18 protein-coding genes, 1 tRNA gene and 1 riboswitch are annotated in these 23,452 nt (G+C 44.0%); of the genes, 15 read left to right on the top strand and 4 right to left on the bottom strand.

Annotation, left to right across the window (positions count from 1 at the left end; genetic code table 11):
- Position 1: 1 nt before the first annotated feature.
- Both V7R39_RS00770 and V7R39_RS00765 read left to right on the top strand, forming a co-directional pair.
- Positions 2 to 613 (top strand): energy transducer TonB, encoded by a 612-nt coding sequence (locus tag V7R39_RS00770; RefSeq protein ID WP_032094466.1) that lies wholly within the window; start codon positions 2 to 4, stop codon positions 611 to 613.
- 2 nt (positions 614 to 615) lie between these two features.
- Positions 616 to 1,881, top strand: a complete 1,266-nt coding sequence (locus tag V7R39_RS00765) for a tetratricopeptide repeat protein (RefSeq protein ID WP_334027216.1) — start codon at positions 616 to 618, stop codon at positions 1,879 to 1,881.
- A gap of 279 nt (positions 1,882 to 2,160) precedes the next feature.
- On the opposite strand, the gene V7R39_RS00760 is transcribed toward V7R39_RS00765, so the two are convergent.
- A complete protein-coding gene (locus V7R39_RS00760) occupies positions 2,161 to 4,560 on the bottom strand; it encodes a GNAT family N-acetyltransferase (RefSeq protein WP_334027215.1) in 2,400 nt (799 codons plus the stop codon).
- 60 nt (positions 4,561 to 4,620) lie between these two features.
- Between V7R39_RS00760 and V7R39_RS00755 the strand changes: the two genes are divergently transcribed.
- The 9 genes from V7R39_RS00755 to V7R39_RS00715 all read left to right on the top strand — a co-directional run bounded on the left by V7R39_RS00755 (position 4,621) and on the right by V7R39_RS00715 (position 12,091).
- A complete protein-coding gene (locus tag V7R39_RS00755) occupies positions 4,621 to 5,046 on the top strand; it encodes an acyl-CoA thioesterase (protein WP_032094467.1) in 426 nt (141 codons plus the stop codon).
- A gap of 194 nt (positions 5,047 to 5,240) precedes the next feature.
- Positions 5,241 to 5,345: riboswitch (TPP riboswitch) on the top strand.
- A 56-nt stretch (positions 5,346 to 5,401) separates the two neighbouring features.
- Positions 5,402 to 7,498: a TonB-dependent receptor gene (locus V7R39_RS00750; RefSeq protein WP_334027212.1), complete on the top strand. Its 2,097-nt coding sequence runs from the start codon at positions 5,402 to 5,404 to the stop codon at positions 7,496 to 7,498.
- Between the two features lie 12 nt (positions 7,499 to 7,510).
- Positions 7,511 to 7,774 carry a hypothetical protein gene (locus tag V7R39_RS00745; RefSeq protein ID WP_334027210.1) on the top strand — a complete coding sequence of 88 codons (264 nt, stop codon included), beginning with the start codon at positions 7,511 to 7,513 and terminating at the stop codon, positions 7,772 to 7,774.
- Positions 7,774 to 8,412 (top strand): nicotinamide riboside transporter PnuC, encoded by a 639-nt coding sequence (pnuC, locus tag V7R39_RS00740; RefSeq protein WP_334027208.1) that lies wholly within the window; start codon positions 7,774 to 7,776, stop codon positions 8,410 to 8,412. The genes V7R39_RS00745 and pnuC overlap by 1 nt, the downstream gene beginning before the upstream one ends.
- A complete protein-coding gene (locus tag V7R39_RS00735) occupies positions 8,378 to 9,313 on the top strand; it encodes a phosphotransferase (RefSeq protein ID WP_334027206.1) in 936 nt (311 codons plus the stop codon). Before pnuC ends, V7R39_RS00735 begins: the two co-directional genes overlap by 35 nt.
- An 81-nt stretch (positions 9,314 to 9,394) precedes the next feature.
- Positions 9,395 to 9,471, top strand: a tRNA-Trp gene (locus tag V7R39_RS00730).
- Positions 9,472 to 9,708: 237 nt separating this feature from the next.
- The gene (locus V7R39_RS00725; protein WP_334027204.1) at positions 9,709 to 10,323 is read left to right on the top strand and encodes an alanine acetyltransferase; all 615 of its coding nucleotides are present in this window, start codon (positions 9,709 to 9,711) and stop codon (positions 10,321 to 10,323) included.
- 6 nt (positions 10,324 to 10,329) lie between these two features.
- A complete protein-coding gene (gene rimI, locus V7R39_RS00720) occupies positions 10,330 to 10,794 on the top strand; it encodes a ribosomal protein S18-alanine N-acetyltransferase (protein WP_334027202.1) in 465 nt (154 codons plus the stop codon).
- A 376-nt stretch (positions 10,795 to 11,170) separates the two neighbouring features.
- Positions 11,171 to 12,091: a DMT family transporter gene (locus V7R39_RS00715; RefSeq protein WP_334027200.1), complete on the top strand. Its 921-nt coding sequence runs from the start codon at positions 11,171 to 11,173 to the stop codon at positions 12,089 to 12,091.
- A 247-nt stretch (positions 12,092 to 12,338) separates the two neighbouring features.
- Here V7R39_RS00715 and V7R39_RS00710 read toward each other — a convergent pair whose 3' ends face one another.
- Positions 12,339 to 15,323 carry a TonB-dependent receptor plug domain-containing protein gene (locus V7R39_RS00710; protein ID WP_334027198.1) on the bottom strand — a complete coding sequence of 995 codons (2,985 nt, stop codon included), beginning with the start codon at positions 15,321 to 15,323 and terminating at the stop codon, positions 12,339 to 12,341.
- A gap of 384 nt (positions 15,324 to 15,707) precedes the next feature.
- Between V7R39_RS00710 and prfC the strand changes: the two genes are divergently transcribed.
- The 4 genes from prfC (at position 15,708) to V7R39_RS00690 (ending at position 20,416) form a co-directional block, all read left to right on the top strand.
- Complete coding sequence (prfC, locus tag V7R39_RS00705; RefSeq protein WP_334027195.1) at positions 15,708 to 17,297, top strand: peptide chain release factor 3; 1,590 nt, start codon at positions 15,708 to 15,710, stop codon at positions 17,295 to 17,297.
- A gap of 9 nt (positions 17,298 to 17,306) precedes the next feature.
- Complete coding sequence (gene argS / locus V7R39_RS00700; protein WP_334027193.1) at positions 17,307 to 19,037, top strand: arginine--tRNA ligase; 1,731 nt, start codon at positions 17,307 to 17,309, stop codon at positions 19,035 to 19,037.
- A gap of 237 nt (positions 19,038 to 19,274) precedes the next feature.
- Positions 19,275 to 19,850: an NADPH-dependent FMN reductase gene (locus V7R39_RS00695; protein WP_334027191.1), complete on the top strand. Its 576-nt coding sequence runs from the start codon at positions 19,275 to 19,277 to the stop codon at positions 19,848 to 19,850.
- A 344-nt stretch (positions 19,851 to 20,194) separates the two neighbouring features.
- On the top strand, positions 20,195 to 20,416 hold the full coding sequence (locus V7R39_RS00690) for a hypothetical protein (RefSeq protein WP_334027189.1): 222 nt from the start codon (positions 20,195 to 20,197) through the stop codon (positions 20,414 to 20,416).
- A gap of 343 nt (positions 20,417 to 20,759) precedes the next feature.
- Here the strand turns inward: V7R39_RS00690 and V7R39_RS00685 are convergent, their stop codons facing one another.
- Positions 20,760 to 22,001 carry a DUF2891 domain-containing protein gene (locus tag V7R39_RS00685; RefSeq protein WP_334027187.1) on the bottom strand — a complete coding sequence of 414 codons (1,242 nt, stop codon included), beginning with the start codon at positions 21,999 to 22,001 and terminating at the stop codon, positions 20,760 to 20,762.
- An 88-nt stretch (positions 22,002 to 22,089) separates the two neighbouring features.
- Positions 22,090 to 23,136: a PLP-dependent cysteine synthase family protein gene (locus V7R39_RS00680; protein ID WP_334027186.1), complete on the bottom strand. Its 1,047-nt coding sequence runs from the start codon at positions 23,134 to 23,136 to the stop codon at positions 22,090 to 22,092.
- Positions 23,137 to 23,452: the final 316 nt, after the last annotated feature.

Raw genomic sequence — 23,452 nt, 5'->3', positions numbered from 1 at the left:
GATGTTACGTATAATTGTATCTATATTATTAGGTGCTGGTGTTGCATTTGCCCTATTCGTTCTAATGGCCAAGCTGATTGAAAACTCATCTAGGCCAGCAGACGAAGTGCCGCCTGCACCCGTAATCGATATTGTGATGCAGGAACCAGACGACCAGACGCAAACACGTCAACGTGTTCCGCCTCCACCGCCGCCTCCGCCTCCACAGCCTCCTAAAATGGAGCAAGTAGAGCCAGAAGCAGCGGAGCCAGATGCTGATGGGTTTAGCTTAGCTATTCCTGCTATCGACACTGGCGGCGTAGGTGTAAACATCGGTGGTGTTGGTGCTATGCAGCGTGACGGTGAAGCAACGCCTATCGTTCGTATCGATCCTAAGTATCCGCCGCAAGCAGCCAGAGATGGTCGTGAAGGTTGGGTTAGGTTATCTTTCACTATCAACGAAGTTGGTGGTGTAGACGATATCGAAGTTATCGAAGCAGAACCTAAGCGCGTATTCGACCGCGAAGCACGTCGTGCTCTTCGCAAGTGGAAATACAAGCCTAAAATTGTTGATGGCAAAGCTGTTAAGCAAACCAACATGTTTGTCCAACTAGACTTCAAACTGGAGCAATGATAATGATGAAACGTTCATTCAAAATGTCAGCCGTTGCTTTAGTGCTTGGTGCAGGGGCGATGTTTACATCGTCTGCTGCCTTAGCGCAGACATCTGCTGTGGTTTGTCCTGGATACGAAAAGGGCAAAACAACACTAGTTGGCGAGCGTACTGGTAAGAAAGTTCAGAAGGCTTTCGAGTTTTACAACGAAGACCAAGTCGATGAAGCGTTGAATATCCTTTATGATATTGACCCGTCTGATGACTTCGACAAGTCTTATGTAAAGCGCTTTATCGGTAACCTACTTGCATCTCAAGAAGGTAAAGGTGCCAAGGCTTATGGGTATCTTGCTGATTCTGTACAGCCGAAGGTACTTAACGACCTAGAGCATTCTCAAACACTTAAGTTATTAGGTGACCTGAGTATGCAGGAAGAAAAGTTTACTGACGCGGTTAAGTGGTACAACGCGTGGATGGATTTCACGTGTAAAGAAGATGCTGATGTGTATACGCGTTTAACTCAGGCTTATTATGAATCTAAGCAATTAGATAAGATGATTGAGCCAGCGGATAAAGCGATTGCTTTATACGAAGAGCCAAACAAAAACCCGTATGTACTTAAGCTTACTTCGTACTACGAGCGCAAGATGTTTCCTGAGACAGTTGCTGTAGCAGAAGAGCTTGTTCGCAATTTTCCTGAGGAGCCACGTTGGTGGAGTCAGTTAGGTTTCTTCTATCTTTCAGTCGAAGATTATAAGAAAGCACTTTCAACGTTCGAACTTGCATATATTCAAGGCTACCTAGAAAAAGAAAGTGAAATTAAAGCACTTTCTCAACTTTACCAAACTAACGGCATGCCATATCGCGGTGCTAAAGTGATGGAAGAGTTTATGAAGTCTGGTTTGCTTGAAGAAGATGAGAAAATGCTGGCAAGTCTAGCGAATGCTTATCACTCTGCAAAAGAATTCGAAACTGCGGCGTCAATTTATGGCAGAGCTGCTAGAATGAGTTCTGATCCTGACCTTTATAAGAAGCAAGGTACTTTACTATTAGTAGCTGAAGATTATAAGGGAGCTATCTCTGCGCTTGAAAATGCGTTGGAGAGAGGGATTGAGAAGCCTGCTAAAGTTCACTTCACTCTTATGGAAGCGAATTTCTATGCAGGCAACTATAGAGAAGCCTTCAGACACATTCAAGAAGCAAAGAAAGATCGCTCTCTACGCCGAAATGCTGCGGCGTGGGAACCTTACATCAAGGAAAAAGCGAAGAACCGTGGTATAAACATTTAATTGTTAATACCACCGCTTAGTAAGAAAGCCTCCTTATGGAGGCTTTCTTGTTTATGAGCATTTTATAGATGAACTAATCAGGTGCACTTGTTAGATAGGTCTGCATAAAAGCCGACGGTATAAATGCGGAGGCTGGAGCTATAGTCAAAGTGAGAGTAGAAGAAAGAATAAAGAGAAAAGAATAAGAGCCTGCTCGGGTGCAGCTATCAGCCTAACTATTTACTACCAAGATAATATCAGCGTGCCGCTAATAACAGTGTGCCGATAATAACAGTGTATCTAGTCTGCCATATCAAGCTTGATGATAAAGCGGTTAATAATTTCTTTTAACGCAGCAGTTGTTCCTTTTTTCCCTTTTGTTTTCAGCATATATGAGAGTGAATCATAGTTAGGGCGGGGTTGTTGTAGAAGTTTTATCAATTCACTGCGTCTTTCATTAGTCTGGTTATCGAACAATTCACTTAATACATCAAATAAAGGGGCGGTGTGATTGCTAGTCGGATGTAGACTGTTGCAGAGGGCAATTGCATTTATCTCTCCCCAGATGTTATCTAGGCTTCGATAACCCGCTATAAAATGACGAAGTTTGGCAACACAAAGTAATTGCAAAGAAGCAGAGAGACAATCATAGGTGGTTTGCTTTTTCTTAGCGTCGTATATGCTGGCCACTTCTGTTGAAAGTGTTCGTGCTCGGTAAGAAAGAGGCGCAATTCGCAATACGCTTGTTTCACCACTTGCTTTGTTGGCTTTCTCACCTTTATGTACGCACACAAATTTATTCTGTTGCCAAAATCTATCTAGTTTATCCTCTGAACCGTACGACGTACTTAAGCTATCAATGTCAGCTTCGTAAGCCGCTTTTTCTAAGGTCGATACAATAAATGTACCAAATCCTTTCCCCTGAAGTTCTGGACTCACCGCAATACGGTTAATACGCCAATACTTCAACGTGGCCAGTGCAGGATTTGCGCTCATAAGCGTTAATTGCTGTGCACCTAAATGTCCCTTAGGTCGACGTTCACCCGTTGCTATATTCTCAGCAATGTCCCGCAGTTTCTCGCCACCTTCCTCGTTAACAACCGCTACACCAATAACTTTGCCACCTTGATACAGTAAAAACAAAATCAGGTCTGGGCTATCTAAGAGACGCATTAAATCATCAGGCGTGGTCTGGTAATGGGCAAGTGTTAATAGCTTCATCACGTCCTCTAGCGCTGTCTCACTGAGCCGTTGAAACCTTGTTTTGCTTAATGAGATATCACTAAATGAGTGAGTAGGGGCTAATTGCGCTGCGGCTGTTTTGTAGCCGCCTTTGTCATCGCCCCCAAGAAACGATTCTGAACTTTCACCACCTGTATCAAATAAACACGCTTTATTGATAAAGCGTTCAATGGGGTCATGGTGCAACCAGCGAAGTGGTGTGTGTAACTCAACAATGTTGACAGATTTATCTCCATTCTCGTTTAAGTGAGCGTGTAATTTCGGAATAAGTTTATGAATAAAGCCGCTGCCGCTGCCCTCATAGCCTTGTAATGTAGTGCTAAGCAGCCACTGCTTATGGTTTGTGATTATATTAAGCACTACGGATATAGGTAAAGAAGCTGCCTCATCAATAAAGACGATATCACAATGGCCGTTAAAGAGGGCTGGGTTATCAGGTGCAACCCATTCAAGGGTTCCCTCACCAACGCACCGTTTTTTCTCAGGCGCCTTATCCAAAACTTTATTCAAATTTTTATTCGAAGAAGAAAAAGGCTCGACATGCGGATGTTTGCTATTGTCGGTAGAAATTTTATTTTGTTGACACATTCGGTCAATCTGGCGAAAAACAGAGTGCACGTTTTCAAACAGTGTACTTGTTAGCAGAATATGTTGGCCTTCATTTAACAAGTGCCATATGAATATTCCGAGTAGGCTTGATTTGCCGCGCCCTCGTGGTGCCGCTACGAGAGTATGCAAATTATCCTCTTCAAACTGGTCTCTCAGCGCATTAAATGCCGCTCTTTGGTCTTTAGAGCTAAATAAGGAGGGGATTAAGTGTTGGCTACTCTGATAAGTATCTAAATAACCCATATCCTGCTTTGCATCGAGATACGGTGTAACTTGATTCGGTAGGCGGGTACCTTCAAGGGTGTGAATTGCGGTGTGCTTGTCATCTAAAAGTAATGTTATAAATCGTTTTAAATAAGCACTGTCATTACTTTCGTAGCCGTATGAAATGAAAGATGCATGGTGATGCCGCGGCCACTTATCAAAAGAAGGGCAGGTAACAATGAGGCAACCACCATGCGTAATTGTGCCAGCCAGCGCCAAAAAGTTGCCTGGGCTAAAAGACTCATGGCAATGAAAAATGGCCATATCACGTTCAGAGCCCAACAGTATTTTTCTGTTTTTACCTTTTAGTTGGCTCTCGCTAAACGCTTCTGCACGGCACTGGCCTGGTAAATCAGCGAGCAATACATCAATAGTATTCCCAATAAACTCAACGTCGCCAGATATAACAAGGAGTCGGCGATGAATCTGTGGCCGCTCTGCATAGTATTCTGCATTATATTCTGCATAGTGTTCTGCATAGTGTTCTGCATTGTATGCTGCATTATATTCTACATCGCACTTTTGCTTTTCAGCCTGCGTGTAGTAGGGGGCGAATAGCCAGTCACGTAATTGTTGTAGCGCCATGAAGAGTTTTTTTCTGTATAATTGAGCGCATATAGTAGCGATTTATATTAAGGAATTCGAATGCGCTTTCTTTCTCGGCGTTTAGTGATGCCAAACGACCTCAATTACGCCAACTCATTGTTTGGCGGTAGAGCATTAGAATGGATAGATGAAGAGGCCGCAATATGGGCTATTTGTCAGTTAGAAACCAATTGTTTGGTCACTAAGCATATTGGCGAAATTAGTTTTGAATCACCAGCTTTACAGGGCGATATCGTTGAGTTTGGTCTTGAGACCAAGGCAGTAGGGCGCACGTCTATTACGGTGAGCTGCTTAGTGCGTAATAAAGCGACTAAAAAGACGATTTGTTTTGCAGACGATATTGTGTTCGTTAAAGTGGACCCAGAGACGAGACAGCCGGCCTCTCATGGAAAGACATTAGAAGGGTTAATTGCGCAAACTGATGATGAAGTGCGCAAGCTCAATCTTAATATAGAGAATAGCTAAGTCGAGTTTAGTTCGTTACGCTAAATTTGTAACGGCCTAGATTTGTAATAACCTAGATTAAATATGAACTTAGCTTAACGAGCGTTGCGCTTGACGGCGTGTTTCGAAGTGGTAGACTCCACGGCGTTCGTTAAGTTAATGACTTGTGCTCGTTTAACTCAAACAGCCTGCACATTACTGATGAGTCACTTGCGAATTATACCAAGGGGTGTCCGTTTTTCGGTCTGAGATCCACACTAGTGGGAACCCTTAAACCTGATCCGGATAATACCGGCGTAGGAATGGTTTACAATATAGCCTGATCACCTGCCGCTAAACCCGGATCTTTTTTCTTATTAAGAGAACAAGAGATCCCATGTACAAACAACTTTTCACACTCTCATTATTAGCAACTTCAATAAGCGCGATTGCACAATCTGAAGCCTCTGATAACGTTCAAGAAAATACTGACACCATTGACGATATTGAAAAAGTAGTGGTGACGGGCAATTTTCGTCAAACTACGCTAGCTCAGCTTAGCGCCAGTGCGACCATACTGAATCAAGAGCGCTTGCGCAGCAGACAGCCTTCTCATGTTGACAGTATTCTCAATATTATTCCGAACGTAAATTTTGCGGCAGGTGCCTCTCGCGGCCGCTTTATTCAAATTCGTGGTATTGGTGAGCGCAGCCAGTTTGCCGAACCGATTAATCCCTCTGTCAGTTTTATTGTTGACGAGTTTGATTTTTCTGGTCTCGCTGCGTCTGGCATTATATTTGATACTAAACAGCTTGAGGTTTATCGCGGTCCCCAGGCAACGCTATATGGCACGGGAGCACTAGCCGGAGCCGTCAAATTGTCAAGCAATGAAACGGGAAGCGAGGCGCCTGACTATGTTGAAGCGCGAATTGGCAATAAAGATAGCTATCGCGTTGAAGCTGCAACCGGCGATGACATCAACACCAATTGGGGCTATCGCGTAGCGCTGGTGCACAATCGAAGCGATGGTTTTGTCGAGAATACGTTTTTAAATAGAGACGATACGAATAATATTGATGAGACTGCGCTTCGTTTCGCTGTAGATGGAAATGTTGCTGACAACAGCACATTGGCATTGGCTTACCGTTGGTATGATATTGATAACGGCTACGACGCATTCTCTTTAGACAATGACAACAGAACACTGTCTGACGAGCCGGGTTTTGACGAGCACCAAACTCATGCAGTAAGCGCCCGCTCTACCACTACCACTGGCGCAGGCGACCTTATCTTAATTGCGACACATGCTTCTCATAACATCGCCTATGGCTATGACGAAGATTGGACGTTCACTGGTTTCCACCCTTTCGGCTATACATCGTTTGACGCTTACTATCGCGATGTAGAAACACAGACAGGTGAAATCCGCTTTGTCTCCTCTCGCGATGCGGCGTTGTTCAATGGGGTGACAGATTGGACGGTAGGGGCTTTCTATAAACAAACTGAGGAAAACTTGCTACGCCAATATACGTACTTAGACAGCGATTACGCCAGTGAGTTTGCCCCAACAACAACCGCGCTTTATTTAGAAACCGAAACCCGCTTAAGAGACGATTTAACACTGGTAGCCGGTATTCGCGCAGAAAACTATGATTTCGATTTTGCGGATAATCGTGGCCTAACCCGTGATAACGATACCAATATGCTGGGCGGCAAAGTGGCATTGCAGTACACACTGGGCAAGCACTTTTACTATGCCAGTATTTCACGTGGCTATAAAGGACCTGGCTTTAACCCTGATAACCGAGTTAACGACGATCAGCGTTTCTTCGATGAAGAGTACAACGTCAATTATGAACTAGGATTTAAAGGGCCCCTGTTAACCCCTGACTTAACGGCGCGAGCTGCTGTTTTCTACATGGACAGGACAGACACGCAAGTTAGCGACTTTGATGTGATTACTCGTGAAGACGGCACGGCCGGATTTATCGATATTATTGATAATGCCGATCTTGGCACCAACAAAGGGGCTGAGCTTGAGTTGTCATGGTTGGTTTCTGATGTTTGGCAGCTAAGTGCGAGTGCAGGATATTTGTCAGCCACATTTGAAGGTTATACGTTAGCCGATGGCACGCAAGTTAATGAGCAGCGTCAGGCTCAGGCACCGAAGTGGACAGGTAACCTATACAGTGAATATGCGTTAACCGACAATGTAACGTGGCGAGTAGACATAGATTATAAAGATGAATATCGCTTTTCAGACGGACACAATGTGACGTCGCCATCTACCACGTTGGTGAACTCAGAGCTGGTAGTAAACCATGGCAACTGGCAAACCTCTGTGTGGATCCAAAATGCGTTTGACAGAGAGTATTACACTCGGGGCTTTGGCGGCTTCAGTAATGATCCAAGAGATGAATATGCGTTTGAAGAGCCGTATTACCAGCTTGGTAATGGCCGTCAATTTGGCGTAACGGCTAAGTATGAATTTTAAGGGAGTATGAATATGCAAGTGATGGTTGAATTGTCGTTATATCCGTTGGTGAATGAGTATATTCCTCCTATCCAAAATTTTATTGATAGGCTCAATAGCTATAAAGAGTTAAGCATTAACACCTGTTCTACCAGTACTCAGGTCACTGGTGATTACGCAAAGGTAATGGAAATTTTAGGAAAAGAGATGCAACGGACACACGAGGAAGTAGGGCAGGCGATCTTCGTCGCCAAATTTCTTAACTTTGATGCAATGCAATCAAGAAAGTCGTCGTAGTGGACGGCTTTCTTTCTGATTTTATTGCCCAAATAGCGGGCACCTCTCCATTAGAGTGGGTGGCCGTTGTGCTCGCACTAGGGTATGTGCTGCTTGCCGCAAAGCAAAACAGTTGGTGCTGGGCGTGTGCATTTGTGAGCACTGGCATTTACACCTGGTTATTCTGGCAAGTCACGCTTCCCTTTCAAGCTGCCTTGAACCTGTTTTACATGGCAATGGCCGGCTATGGATACTATCAATGGTCGAAGGGCAGCACAGCAGACGGGCAGGTTAAGCCTGTGCGTTCATGGGCTCTTTGGGTTCATTGTTTAATCGTGCCTGCTATGCTGCTGCTTGCGTGGGCATTAGCTCAAGTTGCGGGCTCACAGTTTATTAGCGATTACTTACTCTTAGATGCCAGTATTAATTTGCTCAGTGTTGTTACTACCTTTATGGTTGCCCACAAAATCTTACAAAATTGGGTGTATTGGTTTTTTATCAACTTGGCGTCGGCCTATTTATATCTTCAGGTAGGGTATGCGTTATCTGCATGTCTTTTCCTAGGGTATGTGGGATTTTCTATATTTGGTTACTATCAATGGTTCTCCCAATGGAAAGCGCAAGATGACAGACAAGCAACTGCTTCAGCTGTTACATAAGCCTCTAGGGCTGTCTGCTAAGGCAAGTTTGTATCGCTGTCCTGCCGGGGCGGTTAACCATGTGTATCATTTACGAGATGCTAACCTTAGCGCGGCGGTAAAATGGCTTGGTGACGATAACTTTAGTGGCGTAAAACGACGTGAGCAATTTGTGCTTCAGCAATCCTTGTCGCGTTTAGGCGCTGCGCCAGAACCCATTTGGTTGAGTGCTGACGAAAAAATTTGGGTAGAGCAGTGGATTGCTAGTGACGCCAATCAGATAGAACAGGACGTTAGTGCTCAAGAGAGCTCTGTGCAGAAAAACTATAAGCAGGCAAATAGTCAATCAGAGGCGTTAACACCTCAGCAGATGGCGCAGATTTTAGCACAGCTTCATGCATTACCTGTTAGCGGTCACCCTTTGAATTTGTATGAACGTTGGCAGCATTATCTTGAAGTGGCCAACATAACGCCGACAAGTGCTTTATTCGATAAAGTATGTGAGCTAAAACAGCACGTTATTAATAGCGAAAGAGCGTTCTGTGGCGACTCTGATGCCGAAAACAGAAACAATGAGAATGTTGGCGGGGGCGACATCGTTATTTGCCACAATGATTTATTGAGAGCGCATGTAGTAAAAGCGACAGCCTCACCCCCTCTTCTGATTGATTGGGAATACGCTGCCATTGGCAATCGGTATTTTGATTTAGCGTCATGTTGTTTAATCAATGGGTTTACAGATGCCCAAAGCGTTCAGCTAGTTAACACCTACGCCGAAGAAATGGGGATTTGCTCACAAAGAGCACTGTCGCAGCATAAGTTGTTCACTGACATTGTGGATGTAACCAACGCATTATGGCGCGTGGCAATGGATGCGACAGCGAATAATGAGACACTTTTGAATGAAAATTCAACGCATTGAGTGTAAATTAAGCATGAGAGCAGGGCAGGTAACAAAAAGTCTTTACCTTTTAATTGTCATACGTATAATGCACAGCGCGCTAGGGGTGTAGTTCGAATTGGTAGAACAGCGGTCTCCAAAACCGATGGTTGGGGGTTCGAGTCCCTCCACCCCTGCCACTTTCCTTCTGAGTTTTTTTGGTTACACTTTTACAAATTATCGTAAAGCCTCGAACCTTAATATAATTTCCTTTTATTCGTTTTTATTTATCCCTTCATTTCTAATGTTTTCCCATTGAGAAGAGCCTGTGAAAAACGATTAGTCATTCAATATCTCACGTCATTGCAGTACACTATGAACACGTTATTACTACGCTATTTCTGCTTAAAGCATTAATCTAATTTGCCGGTATTATTATGCTCATTACGCCTTATCAACACGCTGTTTTGCAAGAGATGGGTATTCCCGTTTGGATATCTAAAGAGGCATATTTTGCCGCACAAAATAGTAAAGAAGATAATGGGGCTAATAAGAATACGGGCAGTGAGAATACGGCCAAATTGCCTTCTAGAGAAAATGCGACTGCTCCAGTATCTAGCAAGCCTATTTCACAGCAAGAAAAACAGTCGAGACTTGATCAGCTAAGAGCCCATGTTGGTGGTGCGTCCGCTCATAAAGAAAGCATACCCATTGAAGAAAGCTCAGCCGCTAAAGAAAGCACACCCATTAAAGAAAGCTCAGCCACCAATAAGCCACAACCCACTCAAAGCGATACCAGTTCTCAGTCTCAGCCATTGGGTATACCACTAAGTGCTAGTCAGAAAGTAGCAAGTGCAGCATGGCTTTCTGATCTCACATTAGCCTGCGTGCAGCTAGGCCTCTCTTCGAGTCAGGTTAACGTATTCATTGGAACAACACTCAGTATTCGTAAAGACGCTATAGTTTTACCTGCACCGCCAACGCAGCTCAATACGCAGCAAAAACGAGATCTATGGCAGGCGTTAATATCAACTAGCCAAAATAGCGAGTAAGATCAAGTGCCAAATTTGACGATTGTTAACTCGCATACGCCATTAGATTCTCTTACCGAGGCCCATCGCATTCACGAGTCTGTGCAGGTTGAACCATGGTCTTTTACTACTTTTGAAGATTGCCTTACCTCACCTTATTATGGCGTATTCGCTTACCTTAACGAAGAGGTAGTGGGGTTCGCCATTGTGCTAGAAGTGCTGTCAGAAGCTACGTTAATGGATATTGCTGTAGATGAAAAAGCAAGAGGTAAAGGGCTTGGTAAAGCGCTGCTTACCTTTGTACTAGAGCAATGTAAACGTCGCAGCATGGATGAGATGTGGCTCGACGTGAGAGAAAGTAATGAAGTTGCTATCTCTCTTTATAAGCAGCAGGGATTTTCCTATATAGATACACGGAAAAATTACTATCCCACAGAAACCGGCAGAGAGAATGCCTTAGTCATGAAGTGGAGTCATGAAGTGAAGTCATGAAGTGGAGTAATGCCAAGCCGTAGAGTTTGTCATTTATGTGGTGATTAATTTACTTTGCATGCAATTTCGATAGCAAATATGCTCGATTATCATGATGAATCCCAAAGGTATCTTAGTCTATTAAGCTGTAACTAAAAGTTGACCATTTGGTCATATTTCGTTTTGCATTTTTCCACGCTTCATTTCAATTAGGCTAGTTTTACCTTATAGTCGCGCTCTTTATAAATAATACCAGTGCACCTGCGGTAGCACGCCGCGATTATACACATTTTAAGTCTCGCTGAGTGAGTAACTATCTAAGCGGACTGGTATAAAAGGTGCTCAATACTTCAGTGCGCAGCAACAGCGCAAATGTAGCCAATTGGATTTAATAACCATGCAACACACTTCCACTATAGATAAAACCCAGTCTAAAGGCATTAAAATGCTGTTAGTTGCCGTGCTGTGCTTGGGGTTTAACTGGCCTGGAATGAAAGTAGGGCTAGAGATAGTTTCCCCGCTGTGGATGGTGAGTTTACGCTTTTTACTCAGCTTACCAGTATTAGCGCTTTTTGTGGTGTTAACCAAGAAGCGGTTACCTATGCTGAATCGAAAAGACAGGTCCGTCATTCTTGTTGTCGCTTTTTTTCAATTTATTTTATCTATGGGCCTAATTACGGTCTGCCTCCAGTTTATTCCTGCAGGAACAGCGAGTATTCTCATTTACACCACGCCGCTTTGGATGTTGTTAATTGACACCTTATGGTACAAACATCGTGCCCCATCAAAGCGACTCATACTTACCGGTATATCCACCGTTGGCTGCGCAATGATTTTGTTTGCATCTGGTGAGCCGGGCGCACGCCTACCGTTGTTGGGAATGTTAGTCGCCTCTGCGCTCTGGGCTGTAGCAATCCGCAGAGTGTCATTTCACAAGTGGCAAGGTAGCGTTATCGAGGCAGTATTTTGGCAGTTCGCCATCGCAGGAATTGCTATGGTGGGATTAGCCTTGGCTTTTGAACCTATTCCAGACTTTGCACTTTACACATGGGCAGACTGGCTTCTATTAACCTACATTGGTCCTGTGGCAACAGGGGTGGGGTTTGGGTTAATGGTGGCGGCTGGGCCAAAGCTTCCTCCTGAAAAAATTGTGCTTATTTCAACGCTGACTCCAATAGTGGGCTATGTAAGTTCAGTAATTATTTTACAGGAAACCTTATTGCCAATGGTGGTCGCTGGTGCAGTATTAATGATTGCTGCACTGATTGTGAATGGGTTGTCACCGTATACATTGAAAAAAGTATTTAGGCTACCCTAGGCGCTTTTTACTCCTTATTACTCCATAGCTTTGCTGAGCAATACACAATTTTAGTGCCGTTAAAGTTAAGTAGAGGCAAGTTGAGTCAAGTTTTTCTACTCCCTAAATAATTAAACAATATCAGAAAACTGAAGGTTGACGTTGAGAATAATAAAGGCAAAAAAAAGCCCAAGAATATCTCGGGCTTTTACTACATGTTTATGTTTTAAAAGTATGCTCTAAACGTGTTTTACAACACGGTTCAGTTTTAGAATCTACCTCTTAAACCAGCAAAGAAGTTTGTGCTTGTATCATATACAGTTGGATAAGTATTACCGTTACCTAGCGCTGGGCCAGCACCTGAGTATACAGGAGGCTGTTCGCCAAGTAAGTTAAGTGCACCAAGCGTTAACTCAAAGTTATCTGACATATAATACGTCGCCGAGATATCTAGGTAGTTAATCGCATTGAAGCCAGTTTCTAGTGTATCGCCTTCATCATCGTTATCGGTTGCACCGAAGTGTCTCCATGTAGCGGTAATATCGATGTCTAGCTCAGTGTTCCACGTTGCCATAAATCTGTGACGGTATTCTGGGTTTGGCGCACCACAAGCATTACCAAAGAAGCCCGCACATTCTACTGCATCGCCACCGGGGAATGGCACAGTATCTAGCGCATCAAGCAATGTTGCTGCGTAGTCTAGCTTAATGTTGCCAAGTTCAGTGTCGAAGTTGTAGCCAACTTGTAAATCAACACCCGATGTTTCAAGCGTTGCGATGTTCAAGTTTGTTTGTTGGAAACCTACACCAAATGTACCTGCTGCAAGTGAACCTGCAGATGAACGCGTGATTAAACCACAGAAGGTTGGATCGCCTGTTTCTAGACAGTTATCAAAGATAGTCTGCGCTGGAATACCGGCAGAGATAGCGTCATCAACTTTAATATCGAAATAATCGATACTGATTGAAAGGCCTTCAATGCTTTCAGGTGTAATTACCGCGCCAAAAGTTACTGTGTCTGCAGTTTCTGGGGATAGATTAGGGTTACCACCAGTTAGTGACTGTGTTTGACCAGAAATAACATCAAGGATGCTGCCATATTGAGCTGCAGTTACACCCGTGCGCGCACAAGTTTCCAGCGACGCAAGAGGGTTGCTACCCGCACAAGGATCGTATAGCTGCTCACCACTTGCATCGGTACCTTTAGGACTTAGGTTAGGAAGACCTGTGTTTTGACCTGTGAACAAATCAATTACGTTAGGAGCACGTACCGCACGTTGGAACTGTGCACGTAATTTAACGTCTTCAACCGGCGTCCAAGATAATTGATAGCCATACGCATTAGTATCAAAGCTGTTGCTTGTACCATTTCCGTTAGCGTCGTAATCAGAGAAGCGGTATTGCGCACTTAGCACTAATTGCTCAGCAAAAGGTGCGTCAGAAAGTAATGGAATTTGCGTTTCTAGGAAGAACTCGCGAACTTCAATAGAACCTTCAACTGCTAATGTTGCGCCGCCTACACCAGTAAAACCACCACCTTGAATTTGACTTATCTCATCTGGTGAAGAAGCAAGTGTATCTTTACGATACTCAACACCCATCAGTAGGCCAATGCCGTCATCAGCTGTAGGTAACTGAATACCGTAATCGCCTAAGTTAGCTTGAATGTCTGCGCCGAACACTTTCTGTGAGGTTTCACCATTAACAATACCAATACCTTGAATGAAATCGAGTTGGTCTTGTGTAACTTGGCTCTCACCGCCTGGGCGTTGGAAAATGTTATAAGGAACACAACCGCCAGATTGGTCAGTACACACTACGTTGCCGTCGGCATCGGTAGTAGCAAGTAAAGCTTGCTGCAGGTTAGCCACAACGAAATCGTTAGTAGAAGCGCTTTGGTCGCGAGTTTCCGAAATTTGACCGAATAAGTTCCATGACCATGTATCGTCTATGAAACCTTTTAAGCCACCCACAAAACGCCATGTGCTGTTTTCAAGACGAGAATCACGAGGACCCCCTTCAACGTTACGGTGAGAAGCAGTAATACCGCTCACTATAGCATCACTGGCGATATCATCGGCAGAACAACCAAAGATCTCTGTAAATGCAATACCGTCGTTACCCTGGATAAGTGGGTTGCCACAGTTTATATCATAAGCACCAATACCAAATGATGCACTTGGTGCAATCTGGGCGTTACTGGTGTTGTTGATAAATGAGAAGTCAGCGTAAGCTTCAAGGTTCTCAGTTAAATCGTAATCGCCTTTTGCATAAAAGTGATAACGCTCTGAAGGACGTTGGAAGAAGTTCTGCGCACCAAAGTTAAAGGTTTGCGAAGGTCCGCCAGCGTAAGGAATGATGTTGCCGTTTTCTTCTTGGAAGGCAAAACCGCCCGGGCCGCCAAATAAACGGAAGTTGGCAGAACCAACACAGCCTAAACCTTCAAAGCTTGACGCGCCGCTGCTTTGACCAAGTGTACATGCAGAAAATATACGGTCTGCTTGAACAATTTCATTTCTATCTTCATAGGAAGCGTAAATGGTTACGTTACCCTTACCGTCGCCTGTTGAAGCACCGAACATGGTATAAATAAGGGTTTCATCGCCATCCATAGTCGAACCAGGGACAGGCTGATTACCCGCATTTAATACGCCTTCGTAAAGGCCATTATCGTTGTCTGCATAGTTTGAGCTAAACTGACCACCAAACTCTATGCCCTCAAAATCGTCGCGAAGAATAAAGTTAGCAACACCACCTACGGCGTCAGAGCCGTATACCGCCGATGCACCACCAGTTAGAATGTCTACACGTTCTAACATTTGAGTGGGTACTAAGTCGACGTTAGCCGCCGCTGTACCAGATGAACCGTATGGAAGACGTTTACCGTCGATCAGCACCAAAGTTCTGTTTGCACCAAGACCACGTAAGTTAAGCGTTGCTGTACCTGTCGCGCCATTTGATACTTCAGAGGCCTGACCGGCGAACACCTGCGGTAGCACGTTTACGAAGTCTTCTACACGTAAGTTACCACGAGCAGCAGCTTCCGCGCCTGATACACTTAATACCGGAGTAGCAGCTGCAATGTTAGGGTTTGAAAGTAGACGAGAACCTGTTACTTCAATTTTTTCAACTTTTTCGTCTTCGGTGTCTGCATCTTCTTGTGCATACACATTACCGGATAATGCTATGGAAGCCGCAGCTCCGAAAGCGCAAGCTAGTCTGACTGACTTAGCCAGCTTGTGGTTTGTAAACATTGTAGTCTCCCTAGACTGTGTGTTGTCTTAGAACTTTTAATTATTTTAATCTGTGCGTCTTTTTTGCGCACATCTAATCTATACACAAAACTGTCATATAATCAACATGGCTATGTAATATTTACAAAATATATGTTTAAACTTGAGTTCTTTATGATTCAGGTTAATAAATCCATTTTCTGCCAAACGTGTAAATATTTCTTGAAACAAGGCTCTACTGTTACAGACGGTAAGATGCTAAAATCGCCAACAATTAATACACCACCCGAATTTTGTTTTTTCATTACATTCGTAAAATGGAAATTCAATGCATTGTGGTTCAAATGTCGGAGTCGAGTTGGCTAATCAACACGACATCCAAAAGCACAAAAAAGATTATTATTAATGTCAGATCTAAAGCTTCTTGAAGAAATAGGAAAGCGACGTACGTTTGCAATCATTTCACACCCTGATGCGGGTAAAACCACCATTACCGAAAAAGTGTTGTTGTTCGGTCGTGCTCTTCAAACCGCAGGTACGGTTAAGGGAAAAAAGTCGGGCCAGCATGCCAAATCAGATTGGATGGAAATGGAAAAAGAGCGTGGTATCTCCGTGACGACTTCCGTTATGCAATTTCCTTACAACGACCACTTAGTGAACCTACTCGATACCCCGGGGCACGAAGATTTCTCTGAAGATACTTATCGTACGCTTACCGCCGTTGACTCCTGCTTAATGGTTATTGATGCCGCGAAAGGGGTAGAAGATAGAACCCGTAAGTTGATGGAAGTGACTCGTCTGCGCGACACGCCAATCGTTACTTTTATGAACAAGCTCGACCGTGACATTCGCGACCCGTTAGAACTGCTTGATGAAGTTGAAACCGAGCTTGATATTCTTTGCGCTCCTATTACATGGCCTATTGGCAGCGGAAAGCGATTTAAAGGTACTTATCATCTGTATCGCGACGAAACCGTGTTGTACCAAAGTGGTCAAGGTCACACCATTCAAGAAGTACGCACCATCAAAGGGCTGAATAACCCTGAGCTTGATGAGGCAGTAAGCAGCGAGTTAGCAGATACACTGCGCGATGAACTCGAATTAGTGCGCGGTGCGTCAAACGACTTCGATAAAGAGCTTTTTTTAGAGGGGCAATTAACCCCCGTATTTTTTGGCACTGCACTAGGTAACTTTGGCGTTGATCACATGCTCGATGGCTTAGTTGAGTGGGCGCCAGAGCCTTTAGGTCGTGAGACAGAATCAGGGAAAGTTGACAGCAAAGACGCCAAGTTCAGCGGGTTTGTATTTAAAATACAAGCTAACATGGACCCAAAACACCGTGACCGAATTGCGTTTTGCCGAATTGTGTCGGGTAAATACGAAAAAGGCATGAAAATGCGCAACAGTCGTTTAGGTAAAGACGTTCGTATTTCTGATGCGCTTACGTTTTTAGCCGGCGACCGCTCTTTACTTGAAGAAGCCTATGCTGGCGACATTATCGGTTTACACAACCACGGCACTATTCGCATAGGCGATACTTTTACTTCTGGCGATAACTATCGATTCAGCGGTATTCCTAATTTTGCTCCCGAACTATTTAAACGTATTCGTTTAAAAGATCCCCTTAAGCAAAAACAATTGTTGAAAGGCCTTATACAGCTTTCAGAAGAAGGCGCGGTTCAGGTGTTTCGTCCGCTCGCGAATAACGACCTTATTGTTGGCGCCGTTGGTGTGCTTCAGTTTGATGTGGTGGTTGCGCGTCTTAAGGCCGAGTACAACGTTGAAGCCTTGTATGAGCATATCAATGTAAGTACAGCGCGCTGGGTTTATTCTGAGAACGAGAAAAAACTAGACGAGTTTCGTCGAAAGGGTGAGCAAAACCTTGCACTAGATGGCGGAGATAACCTCACGTACATTGCACCGACTATGGTGAACCTTCAGTTAGCGCAAGAGCGCTACCCAGACATTCAGTTTACGAACACGCGCGAAAATTAAGAACACACTATGAATATACATGCTCTATTAGTTAACCGATTCAGCGAAGCACTTCAAAAAATGGGCGTTGAAAACGCGCCTATTCCCGTTTCTCGCAGTGCTCGCCCAGAATTTGGTGAGTATCAGTTTAACGGCGCTATGGCGTTGGCTAAGCAATTGCGCCAAAAGCCGCGCGACATTGCAGATAAAATCGTCGAAATAGTAGAACTTGACGACGTATCTTCAAAACTAGAAGTCGCCGGCCCAGGCTTCATCAACATTCATATGAGTGACGAATGGCTTGCTAGCCAATGCGAAACTTCACTCGCTGACCCTCGCTTGGGCATCGCTAAGTCGGATGAACAAAATATTGTTGTCGATTATTCTTCACCAAACTTAGCTAAAGAAATGCACGTGGGGCATTTGCGAACCACTATTATCGGTGACGCGGTAGTGAAAGTACTTGAGTTTTTAGGGCATAAGGTCATTCGCCAAAACCACATGGGCGACTGGGGTACACAGTTTGGAATGCTGTTGGCACACCTGTCTGACAAGCTTCAAGAAGAAGTGGCTGAAACCGCGCTGTCTGACCTAGAAGACTTTTATCGCGAAGCTAAGGTTCGTTTTGATGAAGAAGATGGTTTTGCCGATCGTGCTAGAGAGTACGTAGTGAAACTTCAAGGCGGAGACAAGCAGTGTTTAGCACTTTGGGAGAAGTTTATCGATGTATCGATTACTCACTCAGAAGAAGTGTACAAAAAGCTTAATGTCAGTCTAACTCGCAACGATATTATGGGTGAATCGGCGTACAACAGCGATCTGGCTAATGTCATTGCCGACCTTAAAGCAAAAGGGATTGCTGTTGAAGACCAAGGCGCGCAGGTGGTGTTTATTCCTGAACTTGCCGACAAGGAAGGTAATCCTGCTGTTTATATCGTTCAAAAATCTGGCGGCGGATACCTTTATGCCACAACCGACCTTGCAGCAATGCGCTATCGCAGCACTAAGCTAAATGCCGATCGTACGCTGATACTTACCGATGCCCGTCAGGCGTTGCACTTTAAGCAAACTGAAATTGTAGGCCGCAAAGCGGGCTTTATGCTTGAAACACAAACCTATGAGCACTGTCCGTTTGGTATGATGTTAGGCAGCGATGGCAAGCCTTTTAAAACGCGTACGGGTGGAACGGTTAAGTTGGTAGAACTGCTAGATGAAGCTATTGAGCGCGCAGGCAAACTGATTGCTGAACGTGACAACGATTTAAGCGAAGACGAACTGAATGAAGTAGCCTACAAAGTAGGTATCGGTGCGGTGAAATATGCCGACCTATCTAAGAATCGTACCACTGACTATATGTTTAACTGGGACTCGATGTTGAGTTTTGAAGGCAACACAGCGCCTTACCTACAGTATGCTTATACTCGAGTGAAAAGTTTATTTAGAAAGGCTGGGGTAGACATGGCGTCTATGCCGGTTGATATCTCATTGGTTGAGAAACAAGAGCATGCGCTAGCTGTACTTCTTTTACAATTTGAAGAAGTTATCAGCATGGTGTCTCGTGAGGCAACGCCGCATATTCTTTGTACTTATCTGTACGATGTGGCATCGGCCTTTATGACGTTTTACGAGGCGTGCCCAATGCTAAAAGACGGCATAGAGCCAACAGTTCGCGACAGCCGGTTGGCATTGTCAGCTTTAGTTGCCAATACGTTGGAAAAAGGTTTGACCCTTCTCGGTATCGAAACACTAGAAAAAATGTAATCTACGTCATACATTGCACAGTATAAACTAAGTATATGAGAAAGAGGCTGGCAGTAATGCCAGCCTTTTTCATTTCTGCAAGCTAGGTCAACAAGGCTTTGTCTTTACGGATTGAAGCTTATATCGAAGCGCGTATACCGGTCAGCTTTTTTATATAAAAGCTGATAGTAAAAACAGCGTGGCCATTACAAAAAATAACGACAAATCATTAACGACAAAACAACAATAGGAAAACCAATGACAAAAATACTCGCATTCGCTGGTAGTACTCGAGACGGTTCTTTTAATAATGCTATCGTAAAAGTCGCCGCTGAAGGGGCAAAAGAAGCAGGGGCCGATGTAACCGTTATCAACCTAGCTGATTATCAAATGCCAATATTCAATGAAGACGAAGAGGCTGAGTTTGGTATTCCAGAAAAGGCATTAGCGTTTAAAGCTTTATTAATGGAGCACGATGGTTTTCTTATTGCTTCGCCTGAATATAATTCCAGCTATCCTGCTTTGCTGAAAAACGCTATCGACTGGGCTTCTAGAATGAGTGAAGGTGAAAAGCCGCTTCAAGCATTCAAAGGAAAAGTTGCTGGTATTATGGCTGCCTCTGCTGGTGGGTTAGGCGGCTTAAGAGTGCTGGTAGTGCTTAGAATGCTGTTAGAAAACATCGGCGTTATTGTTAGCCCAAATCAAAAGGCCATTGCGAAAGTAAACACCTTACTTGATGATTCTGGCAGCGTAAGCGATGAAAAGACAATAAAACAGCTTGAAAACTTAGGCAAAGACACCGCAGAGCTTGCGCGTAAGCTAGCTGATAAATAGTTCAACGATCTAGCCGATCGCGTTTCTAGTTTTAGACTTATTTTAAACTATGGGCGCAGCTACAGAGCCGCGCTTTTCTCCCATCACTATTACCTCAAATGCCTAGTTCAATTCGATATATCTGTTGGTCTAATTCATATCTAATTGTCTTGATACTTCTGTACCATTCTCGACGCTAATCTCCAGATCCTGAGCGCAGGTGAATCAGGCTTTTGCTTTTGTAATTCCATCTATTTTATAGGCTTAGGTGCAGTAGAAAGCCGGTAAAACTTAGGCATACTTTAGCTGAAAGCTTAATTATTGAGCTTTTTAGAAAATGGAAACAATTTAATAAGGAATAAATAATGAAGGAATTGATAAGTTCAGAGATAGATGCCGTGTGTGGTGGAAATAGCGCAAGACGACTGGAAATTCAACGAATGCGAGAAAGCCGCACTGGCGGGAGACGTGACAACTCTCTGTTTAATTGCGTAACTGCAAGCGTTGTAGGAGCCAGTTTAGGCATTTTTGGAGTTGCTGGTGCAATGGCTGGTGCTGGCTTTGGTGCTTATGTGTGCTCCCAGTAAAACCAAAAATTTGCGGGATGCAGTAGTGTATCCCAGCTTTTCTAAAATTTGAGTTTAAAGGAATATTATGAAAACGTTTTTGTTTAACAGCATCTTTGTCGCTCTTTCTTCATGCTGGGGCTGGTTCGATCAAAACCTTTGGTTTCTATTTGCGCTCTTGGTACTCATTAAAATTGAAATGGCTGTTAATGCCTCTGAAAATGTTCGATTTAAGATTCAAAAGAACAGTGTTTAGTCTATTCATTGCCAGCCGTTGTACCGCGCTTTAGCGAATTCAATCAGCAAATGAGTGTTCACTTTAGCTAGCAATTGTATTTTCTCACAGCAGTGTCTGCGCAGGTGTTTACTCAATACCTCTCGACGTTTCCAGATAGCTTGCGAAACTACCAAGCCAGTGGCTTCCCATATAGTGCATATCTTCAAGGACTGCATTGAGTCCTGCATCGCGATGTGCTTTCATCACATTTTGCAAAGCGCCTACTCGCGGATCATTAATATCTAACGCGTTTATCATACCCTCAATCATCCACGCTCTGCTGATATTTAAACCGTCTAAATGTGCTAATTTTCCATCAGATTTATCGGTTACCGTAGCGGGCTGCAACCAATTGTTGCTTGTGCTGTTAAGCGTAGGGAAGAAGTCTGTAAGCCATTCGCCGTATTCTTTTTTAGATAAAACTCGGCGCATTAAATCCGCTTCTGCCAAGCAGGGTGAAAGAAAGTCTTGCCCCGATGGCTCATAGCTGATTGGGCAGCGGGTATCGCTTTTATAATAATCTTTTATTCTTGATGTAAGCAGGGCTTCAAAAGGCTCATTGTTTGCAATTCGACTCCAATCTAGCATTAAGCCAAATGCAAAGGCAGTTTGACTGTGTTCGCCTGTGCGTATGGGGTAGGCGAGCTTGGGTAACCAACTTTCTATTCGCTTGACAATAATAGCTTCTAGTGGCTCTAGTCGCGACAGCCAAACGGCAGATTCAGGCAACGACGATTGGCGCAGCTCAGCGGTTAGCTGTAAGAACCATGCAAGGCCGTAGGGGCGTTCGAATGCGTTGTTATTTGGCCGTTGTATTGTTGCTATTTCACCCTCGATATTTTGCTGACTAAAACTTTTATCTAAACTGGCAATAATCGTTTCTCTGGCAATGTTATCGGCTGCGGTGTTGAGCATGCGAACCAATAACCAGTGGCCGTGTACAGAAGAGTGCCAATCGAGACAGCCATAAAATGCAGGGTAAAGGGCTTTTGGCGTCTTTGCATCGGCATTGCTGCTCATAGTGTGTTTAATAATATTGGGATATTCTTGATGAATACATTGAAGAGCGAGGTCTGAAAATACCTTCTCGTAGCCACTATCTTGTTTGATATCTCTGTTACTTGAGTCATATGCTGCACTAGTACTGCTTTTTGCGTTGTCACTGACCTGTGCAGCAGCCATTGTATCGCTAGTTTTCAAACCAGTCGCAAGGCCTCTAGCGTTCTCACTAGCGCTACCGTTCAAAGAAGCATTAGCGCTGAATGTGGCGCTGGCGAAAAATGAAATAGCGGTTAGAGAGCAGAGAATGGCGTTTTTGACCTTTCGCATACAGATTCCTTTTTTAGTCAATGTGACATTAACTTGTAAGAGATTACCTTCTAAGAGATTACCTTCTAAGAGATGAACAAATAATAGCTTAACCCACTTCTAGGGCGTTTAATATCTCTTCATAGTCACTTGTATTGCCTATCTCTTTGTCAAGCCACTCGCGATTATAATAGGTATCTAGATAGCGCTCTCCGCTGTCGCACATTAGCGTAACAATAGAGCCCTGCTCCCCTTTTTCTAACATAGATTGAGCAACTGCCAGCGCGCCCCACAAATTTGTCCCCGTGGACGGGCCCGCCTTTATACCCATCGTGTCATTTAGCCAATGCATGGTGGCCACGCTTGCTGCATCAGGAACTTGAATCATATCGTCGATAACATCGCCCTGAAATGAAGCTTCTACTTTGGGTCTGCCAATACCTTCTATCCTACTGCCTCTATTGGCCGTTAATGAGGGGTCTCGTTGTTTATAGCTGTCATAAAACACGGAGAACTCTGGGTCTACCACCACCAATTTAGAGGCCATACCTTTGAAGCGAATGTAGCGCCCTATGGTGGCAGAGGTGCCGCCGGTGCCCGCACTCATCACTATGGTATGGGGCATAGTGTGAGGTTCGGCCTCCATTTGGTGAAAAATACTCTCAGCGATGTTGTTATTTCCTCGCCAATCTGTGGCGCGCTCTGCAAACATGAACTGATCCATAAAGTAACCGTTATTCTGCGTAGCCACATGAATTGCCTCATCGTGCATTTGTGTCGGGCAGTCGACAAAATGACAGCGGCCTCCAAATTGCTCAATAAGCGCAATTTTTTTAAGGGCAGTAGAACGCGGCATAATGGCGATAAATGGAACGCCAATCATGCGAGCAAAGTAGGCTTCAGATACCGCGGTGCTTCCAGAAGATGCTTCCACAACGGTAGTGTGTTGATTTATTTTGCCATTACACAAGGCATATAAAAATAATGAGCGGGCGAGACGATGCTTTAAACTGCCAGTTGGATGGGTACTTTCATCTTTTAAGTAGATATCGATACCGTTAAGTTTGAGTGCATCGAGTTTGATAAGGTGCGTGTCCGCTGAGCGCTGATAATCCGCATTTATTTTTTTTATCGCTTGGGAAACCCAGTTTGCCATTACAACTCCTTAAAACATGTCGCCAGAAGAAAATATGACTGTAGAATAGCAGTGAGTTTTCAGTTTTTTTGTGCGTTGTTTTCTATATTTAATAAGTTAATTGCGACTCAATGCCAAAAATTAATGATTAAGAGGTTTGTGATTCTGTATGGCGTTTTTGAAGCGAAGTGTTCGGCAGTGCTGAGGGCATAAATTGTTTGGGCTTGATAAAAAACTTGGTATCTTGTGCTAAAACGCTAAAGCACTAAAGCACTAAAGCACTAGGTCTTAGGTCAGGTCATTTCACCCTAAATCATCATGCTCAACGACAACGTGT

It is taken from the genome of Alteromonas sp. P256, from assembly GCF_036864455.1.
GTDB lineage: Bacteria > Pseudomonadota > Gammaproteobacteria > Enterobacterales > Alteromonadaceae > Alteromonas.
This window is presented reverse-complemented; position numbering and strand designations above follow the sequence as displayed.

What these genes read in the sequence shown, in the direction of transcription:
- V7R39_RS00750 (WP_334027212.1), top strand. Translation starts at nt 5,402, where the DNA reads ATGTACAAACAACTTTTCACACTCTCATTATTAGCAACTTCAATAAGC.
- V7R39_RS00760 (WP_334027215.1), bottom strand. Translation starts at nt 4,560, where the DNA reads ATGGCGCTACAACAATTACGTGACTGGCTATTCGCCCCCTACTACACG.
- argS (WP_334027193.1), top strand. Translation starts at nt 17,307, where the DNA reads ATGAATATACATGCTCTATTAGTTAACCGATTCAGCGAAGCACTTCAA.
- V7R39_RS00715 (WP_334027200.1), top strand. Translation starts at nt 11,171, where the DNA reads ATGCAACACACTTCCACTATAGATAAAACCCAGTCTAAAGGCATTAAA.
- V7R39_RS00755 (WP_032094467.1), top strand. Translation starts at nt 4,621, where the DNA reads ATGCGCTTTCTTTCTCGGCGTTTAGTGATGCCAAACGACCTCAATTAC.
- V7R39_RS00765 (WP_334027216.1), top strand. Translation starts at nt 616, where the DNA reads ATGATGAAACGTTCATTCAAAATGTCAGCCGTTGCTTTAGTGCTTGGT.
- V7R39_RS00690 (WP_334027189.1), top strand. Translation starts at nt 20,195, where the DNA reads ATGAAGGAATTGATAAGTTCAGAGATAGATGCCGTGTGTGGTGGAAAT.
- V7R39_RS00745 (WP_334027210.1), top strand. Translation starts at nt 7,511, where the DNA reads ATGCAAGTGATGGTTGAATTGTCGTTATATCCGTTGGTGAATGAGTAT.
- V7R39_RS00680 (WP_334027186.1), bottom strand. Translation starts at nt 23,136, where the DNA reads ATGGCAAACTGGGTTTCCCAAGCGATAAAAAAAATAAATGCGGATTAT.
- V7R39_RS00695 (WP_334027191.1), top strand. Translation starts at nt 19,275, where the DNA reads ATGACAAAAATACTCGCATTCGCTGGTAGTACTCGAGACGGTTCTTTT.
- prfC (WP_334027195.1), top strand. Translation starts at nt 15,708, where the DNA reads ATGTCAGATCTAAAGCTTCTTGAAGAAATAGGAAAGCGACGTACGTTT.
- V7R39_RS00710 (WP_334027198.1), bottom strand. Translation starts at nt 15,323, where the DNA reads ATGTTTACAAACCACAAGCTGGCTAAGTCAGTCAGACTAGCTTGCGCT.
- V7R39_RS00735 (WP_334027206.1), top strand. Translation starts at nt 8,378, where the DNA reads ATGACAGACAAGCAACTGCTTCAGCTGTTACATAAGCCTCTAGGGCTG.
- V7R39_RS00725 (WP_334027204.1), top strand. Translation starts at nt 9,709, where the DNA reads ATGCTCATTACGCCTTATCAACACGCTGTTTTGCAAGAGATGGGTATT.
- V7R39_RS00685 (WP_334027187.1), bottom strand. Translation starts at nt 22,001, where the DNA reads ATGCGAAAGGTCAAAAACGCCATTCTCTGCTCTCTAACCGCTATTTCA.
- V7R39_RS00770 (WP_032094466.1), top strand. Translation starts at nt 2, where the DNA reads ATGTTACGTATAATTGTATCTATATTATTAGGTGCTGGTGTTGCATTT.